This window comes from Phytohabitans rumicis (genome assembly GCF_011764445.1).
Lineage (GTDB): Bacteria > Actinomycetota > Actinomycetes > Mycobacteriales > Micromonosporaceae > Phytohabitans > Phytohabitans rumicis.
On sequence record NZ_BLPG01000001.1, the window covers coordinates 7672127 to 7685101 of the forward strand.

Annotated in this window: 18 protein-coding genes; 11 read left to right on the forward strand and 7 right to left on the reverse strand. The window is 69.5% G+C overall.

From position 1 onward, the window contains the following. Positions 1-78 precede the first annotated feature (78 nt). From Prum_RS34895 to Prum_RS34910, 5 genes are all read left to right on the forward strand, one after another. Complete coding sequence (locus Prum_RS34895; protein WP_371871302.1) at positions 79-2889, forward strand: AfsR/SARP family transcriptional regulator; 2811 nt, start codon at positions 79-81, stop codon at positions 2887-2889. Between the two features lie 307 nt (positions 2890-3196). Then, positions 3197-3682, forward strand: coding sequence for a peptidoglycan-binding domain-containing protein (locus Prum_RS34900; protein ID WP_173080562.1), 486 nt, complete (start codon positions 3197-3199; stop codon positions 3680-3682). A gap of 20 nt (positions 3683-3702) precedes the next feature. After that, positions 3703-4170 carry a DUF1295 domain-containing protein gene (locus Prum_RS54015; protein ID WP_281369074.1) on the forward strand — a complete coding sequence of 156 codons (468 nt, stop codon included), beginning with the start codon at positions 3703-3705 and terminating at the stop codon, positions 4168-4170. Continuing rightward, the gene (locus Prum_RS54020; RefSeq protein ID WP_281369075.1) at positions 4167-4646 is read left to right on the forward strand and encodes a DUF1295 domain-containing protein; all 480 of its coding nucleotides are present in this window, start codon (positions 4167-4169) and stop codon (positions 4644-4646) included. The genes Prum_RS54015 and Prum_RS54020 overlap by 4 nt, the downstream gene beginning before the upstream one ends. A gap of 39 nt (positions 4647-4685) precedes the next feature. Continuing rightward, positions 4686-5084: a DUF805 domain-containing protein gene (locus Prum_RS34910; RefSeq protein ID WP_173080564.1), complete on the forward strand. Its 399-nt coding sequence runs from the start codon at positions 4686-4688 to the stop codon at positions 5082-5084. A 15-nt stretch (positions 5085-5099) separates the two neighbouring features. On the opposite strand, the gene Prum_RS34915 is transcribed toward Prum_RS34910, so the two are convergent. From Prum_RS34915 to Prum_RS34930, 4 genes are read right to left on the reverse strand one after another with little or no spacing between them, the layout of a single operon-like run. Next, positions 5100-5855, reverse strand: a complete 756-nt coding sequence (locus tag Prum_RS34915; RefSeq protein WP_173080566.1) for a hypothetical protein — start codon at positions 5853-5855, stop codon at positions 5100-5102. After that, positions 5852-6442, reverse strand: coding sequence for a SigE family RNA polymerase sigma factor (locus tag Prum_RS34920; RefSeq protein WP_173080568.1), 591 nt, complete (start codon positions 6440-6442; stop codon positions 5852-5854). The genes Prum_RS34915 and Prum_RS34920 overlap by 4 nt, the downstream gene beginning before the upstream one ends. A gap of 34 nt (positions 6443-6476) precedes the next feature. Then, the gene (locus Prum_RS34925) at positions 6477-6764 is read right to left on the reverse strand and encodes an MBL fold metallo-hydrolase (RefSeq protein WP_173084471.1); all 288 of its coding nucleotides are present in this window, start codon (positions 6762-6764) and stop codon (positions 6477-6479) included. 46 nt (positions 6765-6810) lie between these two features. Next, positions 6811-7401, reverse strand: a complete 591-nt coding sequence (locus Prum_RS34930) for a GNAT family N-acetyltransferase (protein ID WP_371871303.1) — start codon at positions 7399-7401, stop codon at positions 6811-6813. A gap of 83 nt (positions 7402-7484) precedes the next feature. Between Prum_RS34930 and Prum_RS34935 the strand changes: the two genes are divergently transcribed. The 5 genes from Prum_RS34935 to Prum_RS34955 all read left to right on the forward strand — a co-directional run bounded on the left by Prum_RS34935 (position 7485) and on the right by Prum_RS34955 (position 10060). Continuing rightward, a complete protein-coding gene (locus Prum_RS34935; protein ID WP_246278287.1) occupies positions 7485-7991 on the forward strand; it encodes a SigE family RNA polymerase sigma factor in 507 nt (168 codons plus the stop codon). Then, positions 7988-8683, forward strand: a complete 696-nt coding sequence (locus tag Prum_RS34940) for a hypothetical protein (RefSeq protein WP_173080574.1) — start codon at positions 7988-7990, stop codon at positions 8681-8683. The genes Prum_RS34935 and Prum_RS34940 overlap by 4 nt, the downstream gene beginning before the upstream one ends. Beyond that, complete coding sequence (locus Prum_RS34945) at positions 8680-8856, forward strand: hypothetical protein (RefSeq protein ID WP_173080576.1); 177 nt, start codon at positions 8680-8682, stop codon at positions 8854-8856. Before Prum_RS34940 ends, Prum_RS34945 begins: the two co-directional genes overlap by 4 nt. Positions 8857-9014: 158 nt before the next feature. Further along, positions 9015-9347, forward strand: coding sequence for a hypothetical protein (locus Prum_RS34950; protein WP_173080578.1), 333 nt, complete (start codon positions 9015-9017; stop codon positions 9345-9347). 59 nt (positions 9348-9406) lie between these two features. Continuing rightward, positions 9407-10060, forward strand: a complete 654-nt coding sequence (locus Prum_RS34955) for a hypothetical protein (protein WP_173080580.1) — start codon at positions 9407-9409, stop codon at positions 10058-10060. Here Prum_RS34955 and Prum_RS34960 read toward each other — a convergent pair. The 3 genes from Prum_RS34960 to Prum_RS34970 form a co-directional block, all read right to left on the reverse strand. Continuing rightward, on the reverse strand, positions 10057-10872 hold the full coding sequence (locus tag Prum_RS34960) for an alpha/beta hydrolase (RefSeq protein ID WP_173080582.1): 816 nt from the start codon (positions 10870-10872) through the stop codon (positions 10057-10059). The two genes, Prum_RS34955 and Prum_RS34960, sit on opposite strands and share 4 nt — an antisense overlap. Positions 10873-10989: 117 nt before the next feature. After that, complete coding sequence (locus Prum_RS34965) at positions 10990-11916, reverse strand: NADP-dependent oxidoreductase (RefSeq protein WP_173080584.1); 927 nt, start codon at positions 11914-11916, stop codon at positions 10990-10992. Between the two features lie 27 nt (positions 11917-11943). Further along, positions 11944-12213: a PspC domain-containing protein gene (locus Prum_RS34970; RefSeq protein ID WP_246278288.1), complete on the reverse strand. Its 270-nt coding sequence runs from the start codon at positions 12211-12213 to the stop codon at positions 11944-11946. A gap of 164 nt (positions 12214-12377) precedes the next feature. Here Prum_RS34970 and Prum_RS34975 point away from each other — a divergent pair, with 164 nt between their 5' ends. Continuing rightward, a complete protein-coding gene (locus Prum_RS34975) occupies positions 12378-12974 on the forward strand; it encodes a sugar O-acetyltransferase (protein WP_173080587.1) in 597 nt (198 codons plus the stop codon). Position 12975 lies beyond the last annotated feature (1 nt).

Below are 12975 nucleotides of genomic sequence, written 5' to 3' on the forward strand. Positions count from 1 at the left end.
CTGCGCGTCGGCGCCGCCCACAGCTGAGGTTTCACGCCATTCGTGCTGATCTATTTGCGTACGGCTACGATGCTTCGGGTGAAGTTCCACGTCCTGGGGTCGCTGGAGGTATCCGCGAACGACCGGCCGGTGCGCCTGACCGGCCAGCGCCAACGCAGGCTACTCGCGCTGCTGCTGGTCAACGCCGATCGGGCGGTGTCGCTGGATACCCTGATCGAGGTGGTCTGGGACGAGGATCCGCCGACCACCGCCAAGCGCCAGGTCCAGAACAGCATCTCCGCGCTTCGCCGCCTGCTGGCCGTGGGGCCCGCGCCGGAGCAGCCCACGATCGCTACCGAAGGCAACGCGTACCGTCTGCGGCTGGCCGCCAGCGAGTTGGACGCCGGGCTCTTCCAGAACCAGGTTGACGAGGCGCAGGAGCTGAGCGCCGCCGGCCAGGCCAGCCAGGCCGCGGCCGAGCTGAGGGCGGCGCTGCGGTTGTGGCGCGGCCCGGCGCTCGCCGGCCTGACCGGCCGGGTACTGGAGGCGGCCGCGGCCCGGCTGGACGAGCAGCGACGCGCCGCCATCGAGGAGTGCCTGGAGCTGGAGCTGCGGCTCGGCCGCCACCTCGACGTGATCGGAGAGCTGACCGAGCTGGTCGCCACGTACCCGCTGCGCGAGCGACTGGTGGGGCAGCTGATGGTGGCCCTGCATCGTTCGGGGCGACAGGCCGACGCGCTTGCGGCATACCGCCGCCTGCGGGAGAGTCTCGTCGGCGAGCTCGGCCTCGAGCCCGGCGCGCAGCTGCGCGAGCTGCATACCGCCATCCTGAAAGACGAGAACAGCGTGGACGCGTTGGTGTCGAGCGCGTCGCCGGCCACGACCGCCAGCGCGCGGGCGGTCCCCGCCCAGCTCCCCACCGACATCGCCGGCTTCACCGGGCGCGTGGACCACCTCAAGGAGTTGGACGAGCTACTCCCCGACGACCCACCCGGCGGCGCCACCGCCGCGGTGATCTCCGCGATCGCGGGGACCGCCGGTGTCGGGAAGACCGCGCTGGCCGTCCACTGGGGACAACGGGTCCGGCACCGCTTCCCGGACGGCCAGCTGTACGTGAACCTGCGCGGCTTCCACCCTGCCGGTCGGGCCGTGCACCCGTCCGAGGCGTTGCGCGGGTTCCTGGACGCTCTGGACGTACCACCGGGACGGATTCCGGTTGGCCTGGCGGCCCGGTCGGCCCTGTACCGCAGCCTGCTGGCTGACCGGCGGATGCTGGTAGTACTGGACAACGCCCGAGACGCCGACCAGGTCCGGCCGCTGTTGCCCGGCAGCCGGGGCTGCCGGGTCGTGATAACAAGCCGCAACGTGCTGGCCGGCCTGGTCGCCGCCGAGGGCGCCCGCCCGGTCATGCTGGATCTGTTCGACCCGGCCGAGGCGCATCAGATGCTCGTCCATCGGCTCGGTCGAGAGCGGGTGGGTGCCGAGCCGCAGGCCGCGGAGGAGGTCATCACCCGCTGCGCGCGGCTTCCGCTGGCCCTGGCGGTGGCGGCTGCCCGCGCCGCCACCCAACCCGGCTTCTCGCTGGCCACGCTCGCCGCCGAGCTGCGCGCCGCCGGCGGCGGCCTGGCCGCCTTCAGCAGCCGCGATCCGGCTACCGACGTACGAGCGGTGTTCTCCTGGTCGTACGAGCAGCTCACCGAGCCCGCGCGGCGGTTGTTCCGGCTGCTCGGGCTGCACCCTGGCGCGGACATCTCCGTCCCGGCGGCCAGCAGCCTGGCCGGTGTCCCGGATGGACAGGCGCGTCCGCTGCTGGCCGAGCTAGCCGAGGCGCGCCTGATCACCGAGCACGCGCCGGGCCGGTACGCGTGCCATGACCTCCTCCGCGCGTACGCCACCGAGCTGACACACACGTCCGACGCCAACGCGGATCGCCGCGCGGCCCAACATCGTCTGCTCGACCACTACCTGCACGGCGCGTGCGCCGCCGACCGGCTGCTCGACCCGCACCGCGACCCGATCACCATCCCACCGGCCGAGCCCGGCGTCGCCGTCGAGCGGCTCGCCGACCACGAGCAGGCGATGAGCTGGTTCACGATCGAGGTTCCTGGCCTGCTCGCCGCCATCGACCGGGCGGCGCAGACCGGTTTCGACGCGCACGCCTGGCGGCTGGCCTGGGCCGCCGCCTACTTCCTGGAAGGGAGCGGAAACTGGGAGCCCTGGGCCGCCGCCCAGCAGACCGCGCTGGCGGCCGCGCGGCGGCTGGCCGACCGGAGCGGGCAGGCGCACGCCCACCGCAGTCTCGGCCGCGTCAGCGTCCACCTGGACCGGGTCGACGAGGCGGATGCCCACCTGCGCCAGGCCCAGCACTATTTCCGGGCGGTCGGTGACCTCGCCGGCCAGGCCCGGGTCAACCTCGACCTCTGCTGGATCAGCGCCCGGCAGGAGCAGTACCGGCGGGCGCTCGAACACGCCCGCAAGTCACTGGAGCTGTTCCGGACCGCGGGCAACCGGTCCGGGCAGGCCAGGGCCCTCAACACCGTGGCCTGGGTGCGCAACTATCTCGGCGACCACGAGCAGTCCCTGGTGGCCGGCGAGCAGGCCCTCGGCCTGCACCAGGAGATCGGCGACCGGCACGGCGAGGCGGACACCTGGGACACGCTGGGCCACGCCCACCACCATCTCGGCCACCGCCGGGAAAGCGTCACCTGCTACCTGCGGGCGGTGAGCCTGTACCGGGACCTCGGCCACCGGTGGCGTGAGGCCGACACCCTCACCCGTCTTGGCGACGCCCACCACGCCGTCGGCGCCCCGAAGGCGGCACACGATGCCTGGCGGCGCGCCGTCGCCATCCTCGACGAGCTCGGCCACCCGGACGCGGACCCCGTGCGCGCCAAACTGAGATCCCGCTGACCAGGCTTCCCCTTGCTCGCCTTCCCGTGCTTCCCCGTGCTCGTCGATCAAGGGCGTCCCCGTGCTCGTCGATCAAGGGCTTCCCCCTTGCTCGTCGATCAAGGGCGAATGGTCGTGCTTTGATCTCCAATCCACGACCGTTTGCCCTTGATCGGCGCGGAAGTCCTTGATCAGCGCGAGGCGGGGCGGGCGGGTGGTTGCTCGGCATGGGGGGCCGCCAGCTCGTCGGCCGCTTGTGATGATGAACGTGGATCTCGTAGCGTCGAACCACCGGTTGGCGTGGCGCGGGTGGCGAAGGAGTGCGGACATGATGCGGAAAGCCGTCGCGGTGCTCGCCGCGATCGTCATCGGGTGCCTGCTCCTCCCGGCCGCCGCCGCGGCGGCACCGGCGCAAGCGGCCGCCGCGATCAACTTCGACTGCACCCTCGCGCGATGGGACCGGTCGGAGGACTTTCTGTGGCGGTTCTTGCCCAACAACTCCGCGGCCTATCCGAACGATCTCGACTGCTGGCTCCGCGAGGGTGACTACAACAACTTCGGCGTGGTCGCCCTGCAAGACATGCTCGTCAAGTGCTACGGGCAGGCCATCGCCGTCGACGGCGACTTCGGTCCGCGCACCAGGGAGGCGCTCGCGATCGCGCAGTGGTGGGAGCACACCGTCAACGACCAGTGGCAGGTCCGGGTCAGCGGCGTCTATTCCTGGAACGAGAGCGGCGCCTACCTCAGGTGGCCGCACTACCGGGATCGTGACGACCTCGACCGGTACTACTGCTGGTATCTCAAGACCAAGTAGACACGCCCTAAGCTCTGCGCATGGCGCTGGAGCGCGGCGAGTACCGGGTGGGGCGGGGCCTGGCCGCGACATCGCGGCGGCTGGGGTTCGCGGTCGTGACTGTCACATATCTCGCGGCTGGCGTCGCCGCGTGGGGTGTCTGTGTCGCCGTACGGGGTCAGCACCCGTTGGTGGGCACGCTCTGGGCCGACCTCGTCGCCACCGCCGTGGTGTTCGCGGTGTCGATGGCCGTCGGAAACTCAAGCCTCTACGACCCGTACTGGAGCGTCGCGCCCGCCGTGATCGTCGTCGCGTGGGCGATCTGGAGCGGCGGCGCCGATGTCGCCGCGATCTCCGGCCGGCAGGCGTTGGTGATCGTCCTGGTGCTGATCTGGGCTGTCCGGTTGACCGCGAACTGGGCGTTGTCGTGGCGGGGCTTGAGTCACGAGGACTGGCGCTACGTACAGATCCGCGCCCAGGCCCTCGTTGGGTGCCCTGGTGGCTGGTGAGCCTTACCGGCATCCAGATGATGCCCACGCTCGTCGTTTTCGGCGGCCTGCTCGCGGTCTGGCCGGCGGTGACGGTGGCGGCGCCGCTCGGTCCGCTCGACGCCGTTGCCGTGGCGGTGACGGCCACCGCGATCGCGATCGAAGCGGTCGCGGATCGGCAGTTGCGCCGGTTCGCCAGCGATCCGGCGCATCGTGGTCGGATCGTCGATCGTGGACTGTGGCGATACTCGCGCCATCCGAACTATCTAGGTGAGATCGGGTTCTGGTGGGGGATGTGGCTTTTCGGGTTGGCCGCCGCGCCGGCCTGGTGGTGGACAGTCATCGGTCCGATCGGGATGGTCCTGCTTTTTGCCGCGGTCAGCGTTCCGATGATGGATCGTAGGTCGTTGGAACGCCGCCCGGCGTATGCCGATCACATGCGCCGGGTTCCGGCGTTGCTGCCGTCGCTGCGCGCTTGCGGCCGCCGCCTACCCTGATGCCGCCCACAGCTTCACCGTTGAGACGCTGGAGTCGCCATGTCCTTTACCGCCGCTGTTCGTTCGGTGCTTTCCAAGTATGTCGAATTCGGAGGGCGGGCCCGCCGAGCCGAGTACTGGTGGTTCGTCCTCTTCTCGGTCCTCCTCGGCATCGTGACCTCGATCCTCGACGTCGCGCTGGGCACGGACTTCGAAGGGTCGTTCATGTCCAGTGGCCTCTTCAGCCTGATCGCCAACCTGGCGCTTCTGCTGCCGTCGCTGGCGGTCGCCGTGCGGCGCCTGCACGACATCGACCGTTCCGGATGGTGGATTCTGATCGGGCTGATCCCGCTCGTCGGTGTGATCGTCCTGCTGGTGTTCTCCTTGCAGGACGGCACGCCCGGTCCAAACCGCTTTGGTCCGAGCCCGAAGCACCAGGCCGTTCCCGGCTGGGCCTGACGATGACGCGCTATGTCAGTCGTCGGGCTCCACGGTGAACCACCAGTTGCCGGTGACGTGGATCTGCAGCCTGACGCCGAGTTGTGTCTCCGTCCGCTCCTCTTTTGGGGCGTCGGCGGGGGTGCCAGGAACGTAGGAGTAGTACCAGTTCCACCTCCAGGAGTTGTCGCGGAGGTGGAACGACGTGCCGGGGCCCCAGCCACCGTTCTCGATCCGGTACACGTTCACTCCAGAGTGCTCGATCGCGTCGGACACCCGGGTGAACGCGGTCTCGCTCTCGGTGTCGAACGGTGGCTCGGGGTCGTCGGGATTCGCGCAATCCGAGTCGCGGTCCCGGAACGCTCCGTGCGACCAGGTGAACACGCGGCACGCCGGCCGGCCCCATCCTGATCCATCGTTGATGTACTGGGTGAGCGCCAAGTCCTCGGCCACGGGCAGCACCCGAAGCTCCAGGTCCGCGACGTCGTCGAGCAGCCGCTGGCGCGGGAACACGGGCGGCTCACTCTGGTTCGGGAGCGAACTGTCGTCAGGCCCGCCAGGCGTGACGGACGTGCCGAGGCCGGGCAGCTCGATCGGGTGGACCGCCGTGAGTCCGATGACCGCGGCCGCGACCGCGGCCACGCTGCCAAACGCCCGCCGGCCCCGGCGGCGGCGCAGCGCTCGTCGGGCGGCGACGAGGGTACGCTCGGCGTCGGGACCGGCATCCGGGTAGCTCGGCGCGCCGGCCCGCAGACGGGCGACGACGTCGTCATCGTGTAGCTGGACGCTCATCGCAGGTCCCCTTCCGCGAAGATTTCGCGCAGCCGGGCGATGCCCCGCGCGTGGTGGGACTTGACCGTGCCGACCGAGATCCCCAGTTCGCGGGCAACCTCGGTCTCGGTGAGGTCCAGCAGGTGTCGCAGCACCACGACCCGCCGCTGCGCGAGCGGCAACCGGGCCAGAGCCTGGACCACGACGTTGCGGGCGACGACGGCGCCCATATGGTCTGGCCCGGCCTGATCGGGGAGGGCGACCGGGTCGACGACGACCTCGCGACGCGTGCGCCGCCACCCATCGACCCGCAGGTTGACCAGCACACGACGCGCGTACGCCTGCGGGTCGCCCTCGCGCGCCACGCGCCAGGAGCGATACGTGCGTTCATAGGTGGCCTGGACCAGTTCCTCCGCCCGGACCGGGTCACCACACAGCAGCACAGCAGTGCGTAGCAGGTAGCGACCGGACGCCCGCACGAACTCGACGAACTCCTGGTCACGCGCGTCCACTGCCCCGACGCGGAGGCGGGCGGCCGCCGGCTCGTCAACCACTGTGGGCGCCACGGCGGGCGGGCCCACGGCAGGCGGTTCGCTGTACGTGCTCACACTTGTCACCACGCAGCAGCATTGCTGAACGTTGTCAACGGGTCGTGTCGGTGTGTGCTGCGAGTTTCGCCAATGCCTCGGCGGTGCCGGTGGTCAGGGGAGCGCCGTGTCCGGGCAGGATGACGCGTACGTCCAAGGCCGCCATCCTGCGTACGGACGCCGCGGCCTGCGTCATGTCGTTGGTGTACCGCGGGTCCGGGCCGGTCAGCCCGTCGGTGGTGCGCAGCGCGTCGCCGGCCACCAGGACGCCGGTCGAGGGGTCGAACACCGCGATGTGGCCGGCGGTGTGTCCCGGTGTGCCGATGATCTGGAGGCCGAAAATGTCGTCGCCGTCGTTGACCGGCGACTATCGACGTCGGCGGCGTTCATCAGTTGGCCGTCCCGCGGCGCCATGTCTCGGCGAGCAGGGCGTACGTGTAGCCGTCCACCCAGCCCAGCTCGGCGTGCCAGGAGTCCCCGACGCCGTGCTGCTCACGACGCATGCCGACCTTTTCGAGGATCCGTACCGAGGCGAGGTTGTCCGCGAAGCAGCCAGCGGTGATCCTCCGAACACCCAGATGGTCGAACGCGTGCGCCACCATCGCGGTGACAGCCTCGGTCGCGTAGCCGTGGCCGCCGTACACCGGGTCGAAAATGTAGCCGAGTTGCGCCTCCGTCCGTGGCGGCATGCCGGGCTGACCCATGCCATCGACCACCACGAGCGAAACGGTTCCGATCACCGCGCTGTCCAGGGTCACGGCCACGCTGTGGTCGTCGGGATCCTCAGCCGCGCGCCGCCGCCACGCCGCCCGGAAGGACACCGGGTCGACCTCGGTACGCAGCAGCCAGCGAGTGACTTCCGGCAGGTTGCGGTACTCCAGGATCCGGTCGACATCCTCATCACGCACCGGGCGAAGCTCGAGACGTTCGGTGCGCAAGTTGATGATCTCCACGAGGTGGGACGTTAACGGACGGATCATGGCGGCGCGTCTGATTATCCCGCGGCGGATCCATGGCAACCTTTTGCGTCGTACGCGTTGTTGGCCATGCAGGAGGGGGCGGTGTGGAGGACTTCGACGCGTACGTGGCGGCGGCCTGGCCGCGGCTGCTGCGATCGGCCTGGGTGCTGACCGGGGACTGGCATCAGGCCGAGGATCTGGTGCAGACGGTGCTGGCCAGGGCGTACGGCCGGTGGCCACGGCTACGGGACGGCGCGCCGGACGCATACCTGCGCACCATGCTGGCGACGACGTACCTCACCTGGTGGCGGCGGAAGTCGCGCAACGAGATCCCGACTGACCCACTGCCGGACGGCCCGGAAAGGCCTGGCCGGGACGCTCAGGGGCGGGTCGAGATACAGGAGGGGATGCGGCGCGCGCTGGCGGCGCTTCCCCGGCAGCAGCGGGCCGTGCTGATGCTGCGATTCCATGCCGACCTCACGGAGGCCGACACGGCGCGGGCCCTGAACATCAGCGTGGGAACCGTCAAGTCTTACACCGCACGGGCATTGGCCACACTGCGCGATGACACGTCGCTGCGCGGGCTGCTTGTCGAGGAGGCACAGCGATGAGCACGGACCGTAAGCTCGCTGAGCTGCTTGATGTCGCGACCGCCGACGTACCCGGGGCCCGCTTGGCGCCCCCGCTTGCGGCTATCCACGCACGGGTACGCCGCCGCCGGCGGATGTTCGGTGCTGTCACTGCGGCGGCCGTCGCGGTGGTGCTTGCCGGCGGGTACTCGGTCAGCCGGCAGATGTTAGCCGAGCCCGCACCGAAGGCACCGATCGTGCCCGCTGCGTCACCCACTGCGGCGGCCGCACCGGTGGTGCCCTGGGTTTCGGCGATGGTTGCTCGCGACGATGCCACGATCACCGTGTACGCCGGTGCTGAACGGTGTTCGGCGCTTGATCGGCCGCAGGCTCGGATTGCCGCGCAGGACGCCGCACGGGTAACGGTCGAGGTGACCGGTCGTGTCGTTCCGGCCGGTGACTGCTCCACCAGCGGCATCGCCGTCCCGGTCGTTGTGACGCTGCCCGGGCCGCTGGGCGAGCGCAAGCTGGTGGACGCGGTGGGTCAGCGCCCGCATCCCCTCTATTTCGAGCGGTATCTGCCCGACCTTCGGTCGGACGGCAGGTGGTCACCCTTCGGCGGAAGTTGGCAGTTCGACGATGTGAACTGGTACGGGGGTACAACGGTCCGGACGGCTCCGCGCTGCACCTGCGGGCGCAGCCCTCCGACTCGGTCCAGCAGCGCGTTCCCGTGAGCACGGTGGACCTCGGCCCATACGAGGGCACCATCACCGGCAACAGCGCCGGGATGTGGACGGTGTGGTGGCAGGCGGGGGGTGCGACCTACTCCCTGCGAGTCGTGCCGGCCGAGGGCGGGTCGCTCACGCTCACCGAGTTCAAACAGGAACTCGCCCAGTTGTGGACCTAACCGCGACTACCCCGGAGGCGGCCATGCATCCCGTCGGGCTTTTTCTCTTTCTAGCATTCGCGTCGCTGGCCGGTGCCGTCGGCGCGGTGGTCCTCGCGGTGCGTGGGCTCCTGGCGGTGCGTAAGAACAGGGGGAATCCTCGCCTGGGATGGCTACGCATGGCAGCTCTGCTCGCCTGCTCGGGTGCCGTGGCCCTGTACGTGTGGGGGATGCTCCACGTCTTGTGGGCGGTGCTGGAGGCGGAGGACGGGGGCACCGGCTCTTCCCCGCTCAGGCCATGTCGGGAGGCGGGCGAGCAGATCGTGAGCCAGGTCATCGGGTACGACGTCGACTTCGTACCGCTCCGCTTCGAATGCCAGCTCACCGACGGCACCACCTACACCACCTCGACCGTGCCCGGGTACGTCACCCCGGCCACGGCACTGCTCGGTCTGACCGCAGTCGTGTGCCGCATCCAACACGCCAACCGCCGGACGCCCACGCCCACCTAGCCCACCGATCGGGTGAAGATCGATCCCGTCTTATTGTGGCCGGCTGTCATGATGCGGTTATGGCCGGCGGTTTCGACGATCGGCGCGATGACGCCGCTCACGCGAAAGCGATCGAGCGCGTCGAGGGTTCTTTCCGCGACGTCTACCTGACGTTGGTGAGCATCATTCAAGGCGTCGCTCTGGGTTTCCTGATACAGGCTATCGGTGCGGACTACCGCGACATCGGTCTGGACAAAGCCGGGCGAGCCGTCGCGGCATTCCTCGCCATCGTGGTGATCTGGCAGGAGTACGCCGTCGGTTCCACGATGTACGCGTGGATACCAGGTCCGGTCGACGCGCTCGTACCGTTCCTGCTCGGCGCCGGTCAGGGCGTGATGATCGCTGCCCTGGACGCGCCGATCGCGGAGTTCCTGTTCCTCACCATCTTGATGTGGGGCACCGGATTCATTGCGGCGATCAACTATGCCGTGCATGCGAAAAGGGCCCGCCTGGCGACGACGCGCGAATCCCAAAAGGTCATCGCGCTTCATCCACGAACCCTGCCGATCCTCGACGCCATCGGCTTGACCGGCGTCATCTGCATGCTCGGGTACTGCCTGTCAGGTCTGCCGCAACCGCATCCAGCCGTCTTCTCGTGGTTGTTGGTGGCTCTCATCATCGGGCTTGTCGCGAGTGCCCATTGGCGATGGGCGCGCCCGATGCGCCCGCATTAGGCGTTGGTGGTCAGGAACGCGGTCACGGCGTTGCTCACCTTGTCGTCGTTGAGCATGTGCCAGCCGTGGGCGCTGCCTTCCAGCACCACCGTGGAGCTGGTGGATCGCGATTTGGCGGCGTGGATCAGCGATTCGGCCGCGCCCTCTTTGATGCTGCTGGAGTCCATCGTGGACAGGGTGATGAGGATCGGTGCCGTGATGTGCGGTGCCGCATCGGTGGCGGTGCGCACGCTGGACAGCGAGGCGGAGAAGGACGTGCTGAAGATGGAGAGCGCGATGACGCCGCTGACCTGGTCGGGGTAGCGTCCGGCGGCCACGAACGCGGTCGCGGCGCCGAGCGACGCGCCCATGACCACGACCTTGGCCGCGCCGAGCCGGTGCAGTTCGGCGATGGCGGCGCCGGCGTCCGCGGCGTAGTCACGCCCGCTGCTGTCGTCGCCGGGGTCGTCAGCCGGGCAGTCGCTGTACCCGGTGCAGCGCGGGTCGATGGCCAGCACGTGCATGCCGGCGTTGACGAATGTGGGCAGGTGGTCGGCCCAGCCGCATAGGTCGCTGCCGCGCTGCGGGAGCAGCACCAGCCCGCGCGGGCCGGAGCCGAATGTGGCGGCGGCCACTCGCACGCCGTCTTCGGCGGTCAGCACGACCCTTTCGGCCGGGATGTCGATGGCGCACCGGTCGTTCGGGTCCGGTGCCGTGGCTGGGACCGACACCTCGGTGGGCTCGGCGGCGTCGGGTTCCTCGCCGCCGCACCCGGCGGCGCAGGCCGCGAATGCAAGCACCGCTATCGCGGTGCATACCACCGATCTGGACATGGGGCCACGATAGGACGGCCGATGCCAGCCGATCCGGGTACGCGGGGTGAACGGGTGAACTGGCGGGTCGAGCCGGTCCAGACCAGGGTTGTACGCGAGAGGGGCTCTTGCCGCCGCTCAGCCCAAGGTCAGCACGAGCTTTCCGCGCAGGCCGCCGGCCAGCACCCGCCGGTGCGCGTCGGCCGCTTCGGTCAACGGCATGGTGGCCGCCACGCGCGTGCGCAAGCTGCCCGCCGCCACCTGGCTCACCAGGTCGGCCAGCAGCTTCCGGTCGTGCCGGATGAGCTGCAGGTCCTGGCGCACCCGGCGGGCCGGATCGATGGGCGGCGTGGGCCGGGTGGTGACCACGATTCCCCTGTTCTCCACGGCGACGGTCGCCGCCTCGCCGAGGGGGATCGCGTCAAACACCGCGGCCACCGGCCCCACCTGGGCCAGGTCGGCGGAGCGAGGGATCACTTCTTGGGCGCCGAGACCGCGTACCCATTCCTCATCTCCGTGGCTGGCCTGTGCCAGGACACGGTAACCGCCCTGAGCGGCGAACTGGGCGCCGAAGCCGCCGACACCGCCGCTGGCGCCGGTGACCAGAATGCTGCTGCCGGCGGGCAGCGCGTCCGACAACAGCAGCGCCAGCCCTTGGTGTGCGGTCTGGGCGTTGAGCGGCACCGTGGCGGCGGGCGCGAAGTCGAGCTCGTCCGGCAACGGCACCAACCAGTCCGCATCGGCGGCCACGAACTCGGCGTAGCCACCGGGTGCACCCCGGGTCAGGTACCACGGGATCATCCCGACGACGCGATCACCGACCCGGAAGTCCGCCGTGTCGGGGCCGACCGAGGCCACCTCGCCAGCGATGTCCCACCCGGGCAGAAACGGTGTCGGCACCGGTCCGCGGGGGATTTCTCCGGTGGTGGCGGCGACGTCGGCCGGTTGCACGCAGACCGCGCGGACCCGGACGACCACCTGCCCTGGCTGCGCCTCGGGCTCAGGCAGTTCAGCCACCCGCAGTACCTCAGGCCCGCCGAGCGCGGCCGCGATGACCCCCAACACGCGTCCACTATAGACCGTGTCCAGAGGTCAGGCGGCGGGTGCTGGCGGGATGCTGGATGACGGAGTGGCGGTCGGATTGACCGGCTCGATCTCCGGTGGCAACAGGATCCACAGGATCGGGTAGATCAGGATCTGGCTGCCCGGGATGACGAGCAGGATCAGCACGAACAGCAGGCGGGCGGTCCACGGGTCGATGCCGAAGCGTCGTCCCAGCCCTGCACAGACTCCGCCGAGGATCCGGCCTTCCCGCGGCCGGACCAGCCCTTGGTGGCGGAACGTGTCATGAACGGTGTCCACGAGATCTTCCTTTGGGTAGCAGTAGCGTTCGACACCTACAGCGTCCGGCCGGCGGCGCCCGAGCGGCATCGGTGACCGACCCTGGTCAGCCCCGGATCCGCAGGCAGCGGTCCACCTAGGGTCTCGTAGCGTGGGTGTACAGGGGTTGAAGGGAGAATTCCAGCGTGCCGCACAGTGACGAGCAGGCGGTCTTGGACCGGATCCGGCAGGGTCTGGTCTATACGGAGTCGGAGGCATCGTTCCAGGCTTCTCAGCGACGTACCGATCTCATCTTCGAGTACAACCACACGCCGCCCAGCGAAGTTGACAAGCGCGGGTCTTTGCTCGTCGCGATCCTCGGGTCGGTCGGCGAGCGCGCCGTACTGCTTCCGCCCTTCCACGCCGGATTTGGAAGCAATGTCTATATCGGTGACGACTTCTTCGGGAACGTCAATCTCACGTTCGTCGATGACGTGGACATACGCATCGGCGACGGTGTCATGATCGCGCCCAGCGTGACGCTCACGACGACGGGGCACCCGGTGCACCCTGCGCGCCGGGTCGACTACGCGCGGTTCTCGGAACCGATCGTGATCGAAGACAAGGTCTGGATCGGTAGCAACGCCGTTGTCCTGCCGGGCGTCCGTATCGGATACGGCTCCGTCATCGGCGCGGGCAGTGTCGTCAGTCGCGATGTCCCTCCGATGGTGGTCGCCGTCGGGACGCCCTGCCGGGTGCTGCGCCCCATCACAGATGACGATCTGACGGCACGCTTGACCTGAA